This window comes from Burkholderia sp. AU45274, from assembly GCF_030482505.1.
Lineage (GTDB): Bacteria > Pseudomonadota > Gammaproteobacteria > Burkholderiales > Burkholderiaceae > Burkholderia.
Map to the genome: position 1 here is coordinate 1 of NZ_JAUJQE010000027.1, position 16085 is coordinate 16085.

17 protein-coding genes and 1 tRNA gene are annotated in these 16085 nt (G+C 63.9%); 2 read left to right on the forward strand and 16 right to left on the reverse strand.

Going from position 1 to position 16085, the window contains the following annotated elements:
- Positions 1 to 170: 170 nt before the first annotated feature.
- From QZM35_RS37870 to QZM35_RS37935, 14 genes are all read right to left on the reverse strand, one after another.
- Positions 171 to 584: a MerR family transcriptional regulator gene (locus QZM35_RS37870; protein ID WP_301777773.1), complete on the reverse strand. Its 414-nt coding sequence runs from the start codon at positions 582 to 584 to the stop codon at positions 171 to 173.
- Between the two features lie 60 nt (positions 585 to 644).
- Positions 645 to 1031 (reverse strand): integration host factor subunit alpha, encoded by a 387-nt coding sequence (locus QZM35_RS37875; protein WP_006486093.1) that lies wholly within the window; start codon positions 1029 to 1031, stop codon positions 645 to 647.
- Between the two features lie 72 nt (positions 1032 to 1103).
- On the reverse strand, positions 1104 to 3533 hold the full coding sequence (pheT, locus tag QZM35_RS37880) for a phenylalanine--tRNA ligase subunit beta (RefSeq protein WP_174975586.1): 2430 nt from the start codon (positions 3531 to 3533) through the stop codon (positions 1104 to 1106).
- Positions 3534 to 3629: 96 nt separating this feature from the next.
- Complete coding sequence (gene pheS, locus QZM35_RS37885; RefSeq protein ID WP_006486107.1) at positions 3630 to 4643, reverse strand: phenylalanine--tRNA ligase subunit alpha; 1014 nt, start codon at positions 4641 to 4643, stop codon at positions 3630 to 3632.
- Positions 4644 to 4791: 148 nt separating this feature from the next.
- Positions 4792 to 5151, reverse strand: coding sequence for a 50S ribosomal protein L20 (gene rplT / locus QZM35_RS37890; RefSeq protein WP_004192938.1), 360 nt, complete (start codon positions 5149 to 5151; stop codon positions 4792 to 4794).
- Positions 5152 to 5180: 29 nt separating this feature from the next.
- Positions 5181 to 5378: a 50S ribosomal protein L35 gene (gene rpmI, locus QZM35_RS37895; protein ID WP_004191477.1), complete on the reverse strand. Its 198-nt coding sequence runs from the start codon at positions 5376 to 5378 to the stop codon at positions 5181 to 5183.
- Positions 5379 to 5567: 189 nt separating this feature from the next.
- Complete coding sequence (infC, locus tag QZM35_RS37900; RefSeq protein ID WP_071734130.1) at positions 5568 to 6092, reverse strand: translation initiation factor IF-3; 525 nt, start codon at positions 6090 to 6092, stop codon at positions 5568 to 5570.
- A 49-nt stretch (positions 6093 to 6141) separates the two neighbouring features.
- Positions 6142 to 8049, reverse strand: coding sequence for a threonine--tRNA ligase (gene thrS, locus QZM35_RS37905; protein ID WP_089425200.1), 1908 nt, complete (start codon positions 8047 to 8049; stop codon positions 6142 to 6144).
- A gap of 271 nt (positions 8050 to 8320) precedes the next feature.
- Positions 8321 to 8397, reverse strand: a tRNA-Val gene (locus QZM35_RS37910).
- 87 nt (positions 8398 to 8484) lie between these two features.
- A complete protein-coding gene (locus QZM35_RS37915) occupies positions 8485 to 10719 on the reverse strand; it encodes a bifunctional (p)ppGpp synthetase/guanosine-3',5'-bis(diphosphate) 3'-pyrophosphohydrolase (RefSeq protein ID WP_089425199.1) in 2235 nt (744 codons plus the stop codon).
- Positions 10720 to 10758: 39 nt separating this feature from the next.
- Entirely contained in the window at positions 10759 to 11112 is a 354-nt protein-coding gene (locus QZM35_RS37920; RefSeq protein WP_069247804.1) for a RidA family protein, read from the reverse strand.
- Positions 11113 to 11192: 80 nt separating this feature from the next.
- On the reverse strand, positions 11193 to 12089 hold the full coding sequence (locus QZM35_RS37925) for an alpha/beta fold hydrolase (RefSeq protein ID WP_301777774.1): 897 nt from the start codon (positions 12087 to 12089) through the stop codon (positions 11193 to 11195).
- A 199-nt stretch (positions 12090 to 12288) separates the two neighbouring features.
- A complete protein-coding gene (locus QZM35_RS37930; protein WP_011351774.1) occupies positions 12289 to 12930 on the reverse strand; it encodes a CoA transferase subunit B in 642 nt (213 codons plus the stop codon).
- 1 nt (position 12931) lies between these two features.
- Complete coding sequence (locus QZM35_RS37935; RefSeq protein WP_085038865.1) at positions 12932 to 13636, reverse strand: CoA transferase subunit A; 705 nt, start codon at positions 13634 to 13636, stop codon at positions 12932 to 12934.
- Between the two features lie 224 nt (positions 13637 to 13860).
- Between QZM35_RS37935 and QZM35_RS37940 the strand changes: the two genes are divergently transcribed.
- Positions 13861 to 14406, forward strand: coding sequence for a LuxR C-terminal-related transcriptional regulator (locus QZM35_RS37940; protein ID WP_089425197.1), 546 nt, complete (start codon positions 13861 to 13863; stop codon positions 14404 to 14406).
- 112 nt (positions 14407 to 14518) lie between these two features.
- Here QZM35_RS37940 and QZM35_RS37945 read toward each other — a convergent pair whose 3' ends face one another.
- A complete protein-coding gene (locus tag QZM35_RS37945; RefSeq protein ID WP_069247799.1) occupies positions 14519 to 14950 on the reverse strand; it encodes a thioesterase family protein in 432 nt (143 codons plus the stop codon).
- Positions 14951 to 14982: 32 nt separating this feature from the next.
- Complete coding sequence (locus tag QZM35_RS37950) at positions 14983 to 15765, reverse strand: SDR family oxidoreductase (RefSeq protein ID WP_089425196.1); 783 nt, start codon at positions 15763 to 15765, stop codon at positions 14983 to 14985.
- Positions 15766 to 15871: 106 nt separating this feature from the next.
- Between QZM35_RS37950 and QZM35_RS37955 the strand changes: the two genes are divergently transcribed.
- The coding region (locus tag QZM35_RS37955; RefSeq protein ID WP_301777775.1) for an FAD-binding protein at positions 15872 to 16085 on the forward strand (214 nt) is incomplete at its 3' end.

Consider the following 16085-nt stretch of genomic DNA (forward strand, 5'->3'; position numbering starts at 1 on the left):
CTCACGGAACCCAGCGTGGCCGGACTCGTACTCCTCTGCAATGGATACCTTGAACTGCTCCGTGTACTTGCTCATGAAAAACACCCCAAAGGTTGGATCGATGTCCAACTTTTGGGGTGCAGTTCAACGTTGCCAACCGGGCTTTTCATTTCATTCTTCGCGCTTCGCACTCAGTCGTGCTTCAGTCCGTCGATCACGTCGAGCAGCGCCTGCCGCAATGCAATGACGTCGACGGTCGTGCCTGGCTTGCCTGGTGTGCGTGCATCGGCGGCCTGCGCCTCCGGCTCGACGGGTGCTGCCGCGACCCGCTCGCCGGCCGGCGAATCGAGCCGGTTGCGCGCGCCGTTGATCGTGAATCCCTGCTCGTACAGCAACTCGCGAATCCGTCGGATCAGCAGCACTTCGTGGTGCTGGTAATACCGACGATTGCCGCGCCGCTTCACCGGCCGCAGTTGAGTGAATTCCTGTTCCCAATAACGCAGCACATGCGGCTTGACCCCGCACAGTTCGCTGACTTCACCGATCGTGAAGTAGCGCTTCGCGGGAATCGGAGGCAAGACGACTTTCTCAACCGTAGTGGTCATCGTCGGTTAACCGTCGGTAAGGGTGCGCGGCGGCCGCGCGGAGACGTCAGCGCGCGGGGCTTACTCCGCGCCGTTTTCGACCAGCGCCTTCAGCTTCTGGCTCGCGTGGAAGGTTACCACCCGGCGGGCCGCGATCGGAATCGCCTCGCCCGTCTTCGGATTGCGACCCGGGCGCTGCGGCTTGTCGCGCAACTGGAAATTGCCGAACCCCGACAGCTTGACGCTCTCGCCGTTTTCGAGCGCGTCACGGATCACCTCGAAAAACGCCTCGACCATGTCCTTCGCTTCACGCTTGTTCAGCCCGACGCTGTCGAACAGCAGCTCCGCCAGTTCCGCCTTCGTCAGCGTGGGCGTCTCGGTGGACGCCGGCGCCGAAGCGTCGCGGTTCATTGCGCTGCGTTGCGCCGTCAGGAGGGCTTCGAATTCACTCGAGGTCATGTCGTTCATATCTGCCATACAGCGCGTTAAATCAAAACTTACGATCGGAACAGGCCGCCCGCGAGCGGGCGGACCTCCTCCTTAGCCGCGCAGGCGCGCACCGGCACGAGCCATCCGCTCGACCAGCGTCTGGATCGCCTGATCGACGACCTCGTCCTGTAGCGTGCCAGCCGCGTCCTGCAGCGTCACGCGGAAGGCAAGGCTCTTCTCGTGCGCGGCAAGACCACCGGAAGTATTTGATTTTGCACGAAATTCGTCGAAGAGTACAACCTTCTGAACGAATCGGCAGGCCTCTTCGGCAAGCGCCTTCTTCATTTCGTCGAAAAGTGCCTGAACCTCGACCGCCTGATCGACGACAACGGCGATATCGCGACGAACCGGCGGGAATTTCGATACGTCGGTCGGCGCGGGCAACGCACGTGCAATCAGCGCGTCCGCGTCGACCTCGAACATCACCGGCGCGTGCGGCAGCTCGTACTTCTGCATCAGGCGCGGGTGCAGCTCGCCGATCCAGCCGACCGCACGGCCATCGACTTCGATGCGCGCGCTGCGGCCCGGATGGAGGGCCGGATGCTCTGCCTTCACGAAGCGTGCGGTTGCGGGCGCGAGCAGTGCTTCGAGATCGCCCTTCACGTCGAAGAAATCGACCGCGCGGGTCGCCGTGCCCCATTGCTCGTCGAGCGCCGGACCGTAGGCAAGCGCACCGACGCGCTTCGGCTGCACGTAGCCCTCGACCGTCAGCTCGCCGGCCTTCGCCGCCGTATCGGTGAGGAACACGCGGCCAGCCTCGAACACCCGCACGCGATCCGCGCGGCGGTTCAGGTTGTGGCGCAGCACGGAAATCAGGCTGCCGAACAGCGTCGTGCGCATCACCGACAGCTGGCTCGCGATCGGGTTCAGCAGACGGATGGGTTGGTCGTTGCCCGCGAAATCCTGCTCCCACTCCGCATCGACGAAGCTGAAGTTGACGGTTTCCGCGTAGTCGCGCGCGGCCAGCGCGTGGCGGATGTCGTGGATCGAGCGACGCGTCTCGTTGGTCGCGCGCATTTCGCTCGTCGCGACTGGCGGACGCGCCGGGATCTTTTCGAAGCCGTAGATGCGCGCCACTTCCTCGATCAGGTCTTCCTCGATCTCGATGTCGAAGCGATGCGACGGCGGCGTGACGAGGAATGCGTCGTCTTCACGCTCGAACGGCAGCCCGAGGCGCGTGAAGATGCTGGCGATCTCGTCGGCGCCGATCTGCACGCCGATGATGCGGTTCGCGCGCGATACGCGCATCTTCACCGGCGCGCGCTGCGGCAGGTTCACGGACTGATCGTCGACCGGGCCGGCCTTGCCGCCGCAGATCTCGAGAATCAGTTGCGTGATGCGCTCGACGTGCTCGACGGTCGTCGCGTAGTCGACGCCGCGCTCGAAGCGATGCGCCGCATCGGTCGAGAAGTTGTACTTGCGCGCACGGCCGCGGATGCTGTCCGGCCACCAGAATGCGGCTTCCAGGTAGATGTTGGTCGTATCGAGCGTGACGGCCGTGCTGTCACCGCCCATGATGCCGGCCAGGCTTTCGACCTGACGGTCGTCCGAAATCACGCCGACCGTTTCGTCGAGTTCGACCGTGTTGCCGTTGAGCAGCTTCAGCGATTCGCCGCGCTTGCCCCAGCGCACCTCGATGCCGCCGTGGATCTTGTCGAGATCGAACACGTGCGACGGACGGCCGAGCTCGAACATCACGTAGTTCGAGATGTCGACGAGCGCCGACACGCTGCGCTGGCCGGAACGCTCGAGGCGCTCGACCATCCACTGCGGGGTCTTCGCATGCGCGTTCACGCCGCGGATCACGCGACCCGAGAAGCGGCCGCACAGATCGGGCGCGGCAATGCGTACCGGCAGCGTCTCGTCGAGCTCGGCGCGCACCGGGCGGATGTCGACCGGCGTCAGCGGTGCGCCGGTGATCGCAGCCGTCTCGCGTGCGATGCCGAACACGGACAGGCAGTCGGCCTTGTTCGGCGTCAGCTTGATTTCGAAGATCGTGTCGTCGAGATTGAGCGTCTCGCGGATGTCCTGGCCGACCGGCGTGTCTTCCGGCAGCACCAGCAGGCCGCTGTGATCCTCGGACAGCTTCAGCTCGCGCGCCGAGCACAGCATCCCCTGGCTCTCCACGCCGCGCAGCTTCGACAGCTTGATCGCGAACGGCTTGCCGCCCTCTTCTGCCGGCGGCAGTTCCGCACCGACCAGCGCGACCGGTACCTTGATGCCAGGAGCGACGTTCGGTGCGCCGCAGACGATATTCAGCGTCGCGCCGGTGCCGGCGTCGACCTGGCAGACATTGAGCTTGTCCGCATCCGGATGCTTGACGACTTCGAGCACGCGGCCGACGACGATCTTCGACGTCGGCGGCGCAGCCTTGCTCAGCGATTCGACTTCGAGCCCCGCCATCGTCAGCGCGTGCGACAGTTCGTCGGTCGTCAGCTGCGGGTCGACAAAGGTTCTCAACCAGGATTCAGGGAATTGCATGGATGTCTACGTTCGAAACAGGTTAGATCGACGCCCGGGCCCCTCGGAAACGTCCGTCGGGGCGTGCACGGGCACAGGTCGGCGCGGCGCGCGGCGTTACGCGAACTGGCGCAGGAAACGCAGGTCGTTCTCGAAGAACAGCCGGAGATCCTGGACGCCGTAGCGCAGCATCGTCAGGCGCTCGAGGCCGCTGCCGAACGCAAAGCCGATGTAGCGCTCGGGATCGAGGCCCATGTTGCGAATCACGGTCGGATGCACCTGCCCCGAACCGGAGATCTCGAGCCACTTGCCGGCGTTCTTGCCTTGCTCGAACATCATGTCGATCTCGGCCGACGGTTCCGTGAACGGGAAATACGACGGACGGAAGCGCACGAGAATGTCGTCGCGCTCGAAGAATTTTTTCAGGAAGTCGGTATAGACGCCCTTGAGGTCGGCGAAGCTGATGTTTTCGTCGATCCACAGCCCCTCGACCTGATTGAACATCGGCGAGTGGGTCGCATCGCTGTCGACGCGATACGTGCGGCCCGGCGCGATCACCTTGATCGGCGGACGGTTCATGCGCGCGTAACGCACCTGCATCGGGCTCGTGTGCGTGCGCAGCAGCAGCTGGCGGCCGTCGGCATCCTTGCCTTCGACGTAGAAGGTGTCCTGCATCGAACGCGCCGGATGGTTCTCCGGGCTGTTCAGCGACGTGAAGTTGTACCAGTCGGTCTCGATTTCGGGGCCGTCGGCCACATCGAAACCGATCGAGCCGAAAATCTGTTCGACACGCTCCCACGTGCGCATCACGGGGTGCAGGCTGCCTGCACCGGCGCCGCGGCCCGGCAACGTCACGTCGATCGCCTCGGCAGTGAGGCGCTGATTCAGCAGCGCGTCGGCCAGTGCCTGGCGACGGGCGGTCAGCGCGGCTTCAACCTGCTGCTTCGCGACGTTGATGCGTGCGCCTTCGGTCTTGCGTGCTTCGGGATCGAGCTTGCCGAGGCCCTTCAGCAACTCGGTCAGCGCACCCGACTTGCCGAGAAATCGTGCTTTCTCGTTTTCGAGCGTGGTGATGTCGGCAGCCTGTTCGAAGGACTGCTGCGCGTCGGCGACAATCTGGTCCAGATCCATAGATCCCATCATTTCCAACGTCATTCGGTCTTGGCGAGCGAAATCGCCCACCAAACAAAAAAGGGGCTCGGAAGAGCCCCGTTTTCGCTGCAGCGGCCGAGACTACCGGAACCTCGCTGCAACTAACCACGCAGTGCTAATTTCGCAATTAGGCTGCAACGGCGGCTTTCACCTGCTTGACGATCGCAGCAAAAGCAGCCTTGTCGAACACCGCCATGTCGGCCAGAACCTTACGGTCGAGTTCGATCGACGCCTTCTTCAGGCCGTTGATGAACACGCTGTAGGTCATGTCGTGCTGGCGAACTGCCGCGTTGATACGCGTGATCCACAGTGCGCGGAACACACGCTTCTTGTTGCGGCGATCGCGGTACGCGTACTGACCAGCGCGCATCACCGCCTGCTTGGCGATGCGGTAGACGTTATTGCGGCGGCCGCGATAACCCTTGGCCAGGTTGATGATCTTCTTGTGGCGGGCCCGTGCGGTTACCCCACGTTTGACTCGAGGCATGTTTCTCTCCTTAGAGTATCAGTTAGGGGTTACGCGAACGGCAGCATCGCGCGGACGGAGTTCAGATCGGAATCATGAACTGCCGTTGCGCCGCGCAGGTGACGCTTGTTCTTCGTGGTTTTCTTGGTCAGGATGTGACGCTTGAAGGCTTGACCGCGCTTGACGGTACCGCCCGGACGCACCACGAAGCGCTTTGCAGCACTCTTCTTGGTCTTCATCTTAGGCATGACGAACAACTCCAGTTTATTAGATGGCGATGGGTGTGCGGTTGGCTTGCGCCCTGGACCCGCCCTTCGAAACCCAGTCCACTTGTGTACGGCGAACCGCTTGCGCAGCCGCCGTCATTGTTGGCGCACCGCCCTGACCGGGCAACGCGCCGAACCTCTGCGAACCTGCGCGCGACGCGCGCGGGCTCGTTACTTCTTTTTCTTCGGCGAGAGCACCATGATCATCTGGCGCCCTTCCATCTTCGGCATCTGCTCGACCTGGCCGACTTCCTCGAGATCCGTGCGCAGACGCTCAAGCATCCGCATACCGATTTCCTGGTGAGCCATTTCGCGGCCGCGGAAACGCAACGTGATCTTCGTCTTGTCGCCTTCTTCGAGGAAGCGCACGAGATTGCGGAGCTTGACGTTGTAGTCACCGTCATCGGTACCCGGGCGGAACTTGACTTCCTTGACCTGGATGACCTTCTGCTTCAGCTTCGCTTCGTGCTGCTTCTTCGACTCCTGGTACTTGAACTTGCCGTAATCCATCAGACGGCAAACCGGGGGAACCGCTTGCGGCGCGATTTCCACCAGGTCAACATCCAGTTCTTCCGATTTACGGAAAGCATCAGCGAGTTTTACGATACCGAGCGGTTCGTTCTCGATCCCGACCAGGCGCACTTCCGGCGCAGTGATTTCACCGTTGATGCGGTGCGACGACTTATCAGTAGCGATGTTACGTTTCCTCTAAAAATTAAAAAAACGAGCCGCGCTGCCAGGGCGGTTACTTGAACGAGCGCAGGTCTTCCTGCAGACGCTCAACGAAGGCTTCGACCGGCATCACGCCAAGATCGACGCCGCCACGGGCACGCACGGCTACCGTTTGCGCATCACGCTCCTTATCCCCCACGACGAGGAGATAAGGCACCTTTTCCAGCGTGTGCTCGCGTATTTTATAGCTAATCTTCTCATTGCGCAAATCGGCCGTCACTCTAACCCCTTGTTTTTGCAACGTTTGGGCCAGAGATTGCGCATATTCGGCCTGACTTTCGGCGATATTGAGCACAACTGCCTGGAACGGCGCGAGCCAGGCCGGCATCGCACCAGCGTGGTGCTCGATCAAAATGCCGAGGAAACGCTCCATCGAACCGACGATCGCACGGTGCAGCATCACCGGACGGCGACGGCTGCTGTCATCCGCGACATACTCGGCGCCGAGGCGCTCCGGCAGGACCATGTCGAGCTGCAGCGTGCCGCACTGCCACGAACGGCCGAGCGCATCCTTGATGTGGTACTCGATCTTCGGACCGTAGAACGCGCCTTCACCCGGCAGCTCTTCCCACGTGAGGCCGCACGCCGTCAGCGCGTCGCGCAGGCCCTGCTCGGCGCGATCCCAGGTCTCGTCCGTACCGGCGCGCTGCTCAGGTCGCAGCGACAGCTTGATGTCGATGTGATCGAAACCGAAGTCCTTGTACACGCTCATCGCCAGCGTGTTGAACGCGATCGATTCCGAGATGAACTGGTCTTCCGTACAGAAGATGTGCGCATCGTCCTGCACGAAGCCGCGCACGCGCATCAGGCCGTGCAGCGCGCCCGACGCCTCGTTGCGGTGGCACGAACCGAATTCCGCGTAACGCAGCGGCAGGTCGCGGTACGAGCGCAGGCCGTGCTTGAACACCTGGACGTGGCCCGGGCAGTTCATCGGCTTGATCGCGTAGTCGCGCTTCTCCGACTCCGTCGTGAACATGTTCTCGCGGTAGTTCTGCCAGTGACCCGACGCTTCCCACAGCGAGCGGTCCATGATCATCGGCGTCTTGATCTCGAGGTAGCCGGCTTCGTTCACGCGGCGGCGCATGTACTGCTCGACCTGCTGCCACAGCGCCCAGCCCTTCGGATGCCAGAACACCATGCCCGGCGACTCTTCCTGCATGTGGAACAGGTCGAGCTGCTTGCCGAGCTTGCGGTGGTCGCGCTTTTCCGCTTCCTCGAGCATGTGCAGGTACTGGTCCTGGTCTTCCTTCTTCGTCCAGGCCGTGCCGTAGATGCGCTGCAGCTGCTCGTTCTTCGAATCGCCGCGCCAGTACGCGCCGGCGACCTTCATCAGCTTGAAGACCTTCAGCTTGCCGGTGGACGGCACGTGCGGGCCACGGCACAGATCGGTAAAGCCGCCGTGCGAATACAGCTTGATTTCGTCGCTTTGCGGAATCGACTCGATGATCTCGGCCTTGTACTTCTCGCCGATGCTGCGGAAGTAGCCCGCCGCTTCGTCACGCGACACGACACGACGCGTCACGGGCTCATCCTTCTTCACGAGCTCCTGCATGCGCTTTTCGATCTTCTCCAGATCTTCGGGCGTAAACGGGCGGTTGTACGAGAAGTCGTAATAGAAACCGTTGTCGATCACCGGGCCGATCGTCACCTGCGCGTCCGGGTACAGTTCCTTCACCGCGTACGCGAGCAAGTGCGCCGTCGAGTGACGGATGATGTCGAGACCGTCGGCGTCCTTGTCGGTCACGATCGCGAGCGATGCGTCGCGGTCGATCACGGCCGACGTATCGACGAGCTCGCCATCAAGCTTGCCACCAAGCGCAGCCTTCGCAAGGCCGGGACCGATCGAGGCCGCAACCTCGGCAACTGTCACCGGATGCTCGTATTGTCGAACTGAGCCGTCAGGCAAGCGTATCGAAACCATAGCAATCTCCGTGATGCCGACAGTGGGCGGCAGACCAGGTACGCGATATAAAAATCACGCGGGAAAATGTCGCGACAAAAAAAATGCGGCCCCGCTTTCGAGGGGCCGCATTCGATACTTCACTCAAACTGAAAGGGCGAAAGGGTTCCTCGACTAGCGTCGCTCCGAAAAGGTTTCGGTCAACGTTCGCGGTGTCATAACCGTATTCGCCTTGTTCGCGTTGAGTTATTTGCTGCATCGAACACCCGGAGACCGGGCATTCTCAATTCGTTGGTAGGCTCGATTGGACTCGAACCAACGACCCCCACCATGTCAAGGTGGTGCTCTAACCAGCTGAGCTACGAGCCTAGTGAAGCTAAGATTATATGGAGCCGCTACCCGCTTGGCAAGTATTTTTATGCGGTCGCAGCAAAATAACGGTGTTCGAACCCCACATCAGGCCTTCCGCCCCGCCCGCACGACGCCCTGCACCTCGCCGAGCAGCGTGCACGCGCGCTGCACCTGCGCCGAGTTCGACACCTCGACCGTGAACTGCATGAATGCCGCATTGCGGCGGCTCTGCGTCTTCACGCCCACCACGTTCATCTTCTCGCGCGCGAACACTTCGGAGATGTCGCGCAGCAACCCTTGCCGGTCGCTCGCCTCGATCATCAGGTCGACCGGATAGACGGACGCACCGCGCCCGCCGAGCACGTCGGCCGACCAGGTCGTCTGCAGCACGCGCTCCGGCGCGCGCTCGACCATCCGGCGGAACGTCGGGCAATCGGTGCGGTGGATCGACATCCCCTTGCCGCGCGTGACGAAACCGCTGATCGGATCGGGCGGCGCCGGACGGCAGCAGCGCGCGAGCTGGGTCAGCAGCGCGTCGACGCCCACGACCAGCACACCGGTCGACGCGCCATGCGCCACGCTCGCGCCGCTGCTGCGCTTCTCGAAATCGGCAGGCGCCTCGGGCGCCGGTTCGGGCGGCGGCGCATCGGACAGCGCGTGCTCGACATTGCGCAGGCTGAACTCTTCCTTGCCGACGACCGAGAACAACTCCTCGGGCGACTTGAAGCCGAGCTTCGCGGCGAGATTGTCCAGGCTGACCGACGTCTTGCCCTCGCGTTGCAGCGTCTTTTCGACGAGCGCGCGGCCATGCGCGACGTTTTCTTCCTGCTCGATCGAGTTGAACCACGCCCGCACCTTCTGACGCGCGCGCGGGCTCTTCATATAGCCGAGCTGCAGGTTCAGCCAGTCGCGCGACGGGCCGCCCTCCTTCACCGCGACGATCTCGACCGTCTGGCCGTTTGCGAGCGGCGTATTGAGCGGCACCATCGCGCCGTCGACACGTGCGCCACGGCAGCGATGGCCAAGCTCGCTGTGCAGGTGGTATGCGAAATCGACCGGCGTCGCGCCCTGCGGCAACGCGATCACGCGCGCCTGCGGCGTCAGCACGTAGATGTGATCGTCGTCGAGCGACGTCTCGCGCAATTGCGCCCACGCCTTGTCGCCCGACTGTTCCGCGCCGTCCTCGACGTCATCCTTCCACGCGAGCAGCTGGCGCAGCCATGCAATCTTCTCGTCGTACTTGTCGCTTGCCGAGAACTGGCCGCCGTAGCCGCGCGCGCCGGCTTCCTTGTAGCGCCAGTGCGCGGCGACGCCGTACTCGGCGAAGCGGTGCATCTCCTGCGTGCGGATCTGCACTTCGAACGCGCGGCCATCGTCGCCGATCACGACCGTGTGCAGCGACTTGTAGCCGTTCGGCTTCGGCCGCGAGATGTAGTCGTCGAATTCCTTCGGCACCGGCTGCCACAGGTGATGCACGATGCCGAGCACCGCGTAGCAATCCTTGATGTCCGGCACGATCACGCGAAACGCGCGCACGTCGTACAGCTCGGAGAAGTCGAGTTCCTTGCCGCGCATCTTGCGCCAGATGCTGTAGATATGCTTCGGCCGGCCGCTCACGTCGGCCTGGATGTGCGCATCCGCCAGCTCTTGCTGCAACCGGTCGATCGCCTGCTTGACGTACGCTTCGCGCTCGATGCGCTTCTCGTCGAGCAGCTTCGCGATCCGCTTGTAGGTGACGGGATCCTCGAAACGGAACGCGAGATCCTCGAGCTCCCACTTCAATTGCCAGATGCCGAGACGGTTCGCGAGCGGCGCATAGATCTCGAGCGTCTCGCGCGCGACGTCGGGCGGCGGGTCGATCTTCGCGGCCGCGTAGTAGCGCAGCGACTGCAAGCGCGACGCGAGCCGGATCAGCACCACGCGGATGTCTTGCGCGAACGCCAGCAGCATCTTGCGCAGCGCCTCGATCTGCGTGCGCCGCTCTTCGGCCGCATCGCGCCCCGCGTCGGCCCCCGCGTTCTGCGCGGCACGCAGGCTGACGGTACCGAGCCGCAACAGCTTGCGCACGTCGGACACGAGCCGCGCCACTTCGTCGCCGAACCGCTCGGTGAGCTCGCGCTCGGGGTCGCTCAGGTGCGGCGTCAGCACGAACAGCGCGGCCGCCTGCATCGCGGACGGATCGACATTCAGCGTGCGCATGATCGACGCCGTGCCGGCCGAGTGATCGGCGAGCAGTTCGCCCGACGACAGGCGCACGTCGCCGGCCCGCTCGCGCACGAACGCGAGCACGTCGTCGAACGACGGCGCCGCGACGGGGGAGGCGGAAACGGACTCGGTCATTGCTCGGCCTGGCGGAATGCGATCATCGTCGGGTTGCGTTCAGCTCCGCTGCGCAGCGACGACCACGATCTCGACGAGCAGTGCCGGATCCGCGAGCTTCGCCTCGACCGTGGCGCGCGGCGGCGTATTGCCGTGCGCGACCCATGCGTCCCACTCCGCATTCATGCCTTCGAAGTTCGCCAGATCCGAGATGTAGATCTGAACCGACAGCAGATGCGCCTTGTCGCTGTTCGCTTCGGCGAGCAGGCGATCGATGTGGCCGAGCACTTCGCGCGTCTGGCCCCTGATGTCCTGGGTGGTGTCTTCGGCGATCTGGCCGGCCAGATACACGGTACCGTTGTGGATCGCGGTTTCGGAGAGACGGGCCCCGACGTGGTGACGAATGACTGCCATGGAATGTTCCGGTCGTGAGTGGATGGAGATTCGGGCGGCGGCACGGCCCGCGTGCCGCCGAACCGCATATTATGACGCGTTTATGCACCGCCTTCGACGAAAAACCGCCGCGCGAGCGCAATCTGGCTTGCGTCGATGAACGCCGGCGCGTGGCCCGCCCCTGGGATCTCGGCGTGCGTCACATGCCGGCCGCGACGCTCCATCTCGGCCACCGTCTCGCGCGACAGCAGGTCGGACGTCTCGCCACGCACGACGAGCAGCGACGCGTTCGTCGTCTCGATCGCGTGCCACAGCGCAGCCTCGCCGAGCGCCGCCAATTCGGGCGTCGTCGCCTTGAACGGTTCGGCGATGCGCGGATCGTAGCGAACCGTCCAGCCCCCTTCGGGCAGCTCGCGCAGCAGCGGCCCGTTGATCTCGCGCCACTCGTCGGCGGTCAGCGCCCCGAACGGCAGCGACAGCGACGTCAGATAGTCGATGCCCTCCTGCCGGGTCGCAAAGCGCGGCTGCACGCCGAGATATTCACCGATGCGCGTGAGCGACTCGGGTTCGATGCGCGGGCCGACGTCGTTGACGATCATCCGGCGCAGCGGCGAACCCGGTAGCCCCGCGAACGCCATGCCGATCAACCCGCCCATCGACGTGCCGAACCAGTCGACCGATTCGACGTCGAGCCGCGCGATCAGCGTCACCATGTCGGACACGTATTGCGGGATCGCATAGAGCCGGGGATCGGCCAGCCAGTCCGACTGGCCGCGCCCGACGACATCGGGGCAGACGACGCGATACGTGTCGGACAGCGCCGCGGCGAGCCGGTCGAAATCGCGCCCGGAACGGGTCAACCCATGCACGCAGACCAGCACGCGCAGGTTGGCGGGATCGCCCCACTCGGTATAGGCGACGTGGTGAAGGCCGGCAGCGCTCGCACACTGCACGCGCCGCTGGCGAGGAACCTGGGAATTCGCTGGGGTCGTTGGCATCGTTGGCATCCTGTCGAACGGGGGCGACGCGCAGGGCAACGCTTGCGACGCCCGATGCAAACGATTGTAAACCGCTTCAGCCGCACGGGTCCGCTCGTCGGGCATCCGACGATCGGCCTGACCGAGGACACCATGACAAACGCCCCGCATGCCGTCGTCCGGCATGCGGGGCGTCGAAGCTGCGCGTACGCGCAGAACCTTATGCGACCGCGCTGATGTCGAGCGGCGCGCCCGTCTTCGCCTGGATCTCGTCGGCGCTCACGCCGTCGGCGAGTTCAAGCACCTTCAGGCCGGACGGCGTCACTTCGATCACGCCGAGATCGGTGATGATCAGGTCGACCACGCCGACGCCCGTCAGCGGCAGGTTGCATTCCTCGAGGATCTTGTGCTGGTCGCCCTTCGCGACATGCTCCATCAGCACGACGACGCGCTTCACGCCGGCGACGAGATCCATCGCGCCGCCCATCCCCTTGATCATCTTGCCGGGGATCATCCAGTTCGCGAGGTCGCCCTGCTTGCTGACCTGCATTGCGCCGAGGATCGCCAGGTTGATGTGGCCGCCGCGGATCATCGCGAACGAATCGGCCGACGAGAAGATCGACGAGCCCGGCAGCGTCGTGACGGTCTGCTTGCCGGCGTTGATGAGATCGGCGTCGACTTCGTCTTCGGTCGGCGACGGGCCGATGCCGAGCAGGCCGTTCTCCGATTGCAGCCACACCTCGACACCTTCCGGCACGTGGTTCGCAACGAGCGTCGGCAAGCCGATGCCGAGGTTCACGTAGAAGCCGTCCTGCAATTCCTTCGCCGCGCGCGCGGCCATCTGGTCACGATTCCAGGCCATGTCAGTCTCCTTTCGCGCGTACGACGCGTTGTTCGATGCGTTTTTCGGGCGTCGCGTTCAGCACGATGCGTTGCACGAAAATCCCCGGCGTGTGGATGTGGTCGGGATCGAGTTCGCCGTTCTCGACGATCTCCTCGACCTCGGCGACGGTGATCTTGCCGGCCATCGCGCACATCGGGTTGAAGTTGCGCGCGGTGCGGCGAAAGATCAGGTTGCCGGACTTGTCGGCCTTCCAGGCCTTCACGAGCGCGACATCGGCCGTCAGCGACGGCTCGAGCACGTAGTGGCGATCGCCGAACTGGCGCGTTTCCTTGCCTTCCGCGATCACGGTGCCGTAGCCCGTGTTCGTGAAGAACGCCGGGATGCCCGCACCGCCCGCGCGCAGCTTCTCGGCGAGCGTGCCTTGCGGCGTGAATTCGAGCTCGAGTTCGCCGGCCAGGTACTGGCGCTCGAACTCCTTGTTCTCGCCGACGTACGACGAGATCATCTTCTTGATCTGGCGCGTTTCCAGCAGCAGGCCGAGGCCGAAACCGTCGACGCCCGCGTTGTTGCTGATGCAGGTGATGCCCTTGACGGCCGTATCGCGCAACGCCGCGATCAGCGCCTCGGGAATCCCGCACAGGCCGAAGCCGCCCACCGCGAAGGTCTGTCCGTCGCGGACGATCCCTTCCAGCGCGGCAGCCGCGCTTGGATAGACTTTGTTCATCAGTTGTCCCTTCCTCTATGGAAACCAGCGAAACCGGTTCACGCGCCCACGTGGCCCGCAAGCCCGCCGCATCATTCTATGCATGCACGGCGATGCCTGCGTCGAGGCGCGCTGTTTTTTATACCGCGGCAGACCGCCACGAGATGCCTGAAAGGGTACGATGCGGCGCGGATGCGGCACAATACGCAAAAATACATAAGCGTTTGCCTCCGCTTGCCTGCGCCATGCCCGCTCTCGATTACCAGACTGCCTTCCACCTCGCGCCGCTCGGCCTCGTGCTGTCGCGCGACCGCGTGATCGAGGACTGCAACGACGCGCTCGCGTCGATCTTCCGCTGCGCGCGGGCCGACCTGATCGGGAAATCGTACGAGGTGCTCTACCCGTCGACGGACGAATTCCAGCGCATCGGCGAACGTATCGCGCGCGTGATGGCCGCGAACGGCATCTACTCGGATGACAGAATCATGAAGCGGGCGGACGGCGAGCTGTTCTGGTGCCACGTCACCGGCCGTGCGATCGACCGCACCGCCCCGCTTGCGGCGGGCGTGTGGACCTTCGAGGATTTGAGCGCGACGCGCCGGGTCGCCGTCGAACTGACCCCGCGCGAGCGCGAGATCGCCGCGCAGCTCGCGACTGGCAAGACCAGCAAGCAGATCGGGCGCGTGCTCGACATCAGCTCGCGCACGGTCGACATCTACCGCGCACGGCTGATGCGCAAGTACGGGACCAACAATACACCGGAGCTGCTGCAGCGCCTGCTCGGGCAGTGAGTGTCGGCGCCCGCATGACAATCGGCCGCACCGGGCGGCCGATTCGGGAAACAACGGGTATGGCGTGACGCCCCGGCGACCTTGTGCCGGCCCGGACTCGCCGACCCGACGCTCAGCCGACCTTCGCCGCGAGCGCGCGCTCGATCGTGTCGCGCAGCAACTGGGGCAGCGGCACCGACTTGCCGAGCGCGTAGTCGACCCACACGCAGCGCGCATTGCCGCGCGCATAGACATGCTGCGGATCGTCGGCGCGCGTCAGCTCGAAACCGGTATCGAAGCTGCTGCGGCCGGGTTTCGCAGCCGACATCTTCGCGATCACGTCGCCCGGATAGTGCAGCTGCTTGAGAAATTCCATCGACGCCGTGACGATGACAGGCCCCTGCCCCTCGCCGTTGCCGCCGGCGATGCCGAGCTCCTCGAACCACGAGATCCGCGCCTGCTCCATGTAGCGGAAATAGACCGTGTTGTTCACATGGCCGAACGCGTCCATGTCGCCCCAGCGGATCGGCATCGACATCTCAAAAACGGGGGAATAATCACTCATTGCAGTCTTCTTTGTTGCGGTATGTCGTCCGCTCAGGCGAGGCCGAAGCCGTCGTCGGCGGAGATAATCGAGCCATTGATGAACTGCGACTCGTCGGCCGCGAGCAGCAACAACAGCCCGTCGAGATCCTGCGGCTTGCCGACGCGCCGGCGCGGCAGCATCGACTGCAGCTTCTGGCCCTGCTCGGTTTCCCACAGATAATGATTGATTTCGGTATCGATATAGCCCGGACAGATCGCGTTGACGTTGATCCCGTGGCGCCCCCACTCGAGCGCCATCGCGCGCGTCATCTGCACGACTGCGGCCTTGCTCATCGCGAACAGCCCGATCTGCGGAAACACGCGCAGCCCGGCCACCGACGCGATGTTGATGATCCGGCACGGCGGCTTGCCGTTGCCGCTTCCGTTCGCGCGCATGATCATCCGCTTCGCGACTTCCTGCGCGACGAAAAACGCGCCGCGCGTGTTGGTGTCGAATACGAACTCGAAATCCGCCGGCGTCACGTCGACGAGCTTCTGCATCGTCGAGACGCCCGAATTGTTCACGAGGATGTCGATCGTACCGGCTTCCGTCTCCGCGTGCGCGACCGCCGCCTTGATGCTCTGGACGTCGGTGACGTCGAGCGACACGACGTGCGCGGCGCCGCCCGCCGCCTCGATCTCGGCACGCAGTTCCTTCAGGCGCTCGACCCGACGGCTCGCGAGCACGACCTTCGCACCGGCCTGCGACAGCACCTGCGCAAAGCGCTGCCCGAGGCCGCTCGACGCGCCCGTGACCAGCGCAACCTTGCCTTCCAGATTGATCGACCGACCCATTTGCACTTCCCCTTTCGATATCGTTTCGCCGCCACGAGCAACATGGTTCGAGCGGCATTACCCTAGCACGAAAATAGAACGATCGTGCTAATCTAGCCGCATGCTGTTGCGGCAAGCGTTTCGTTTCGCAGACAATACGCTCCCGAATAAAAGCATTCTAACGGTTAGAGGAACGCCAATGACCCCCGCAAGCCTCATCGAGCAATACGGCCCGCGCGAATCGATGGAATACGACGTCGTGATCGTCGGCGGCGGCCCCGCCGGGCTGTCGGCGGCGATCCGGCTCAAGCAGCTGGCCGCCGAGAAAGGCACCGAGATCG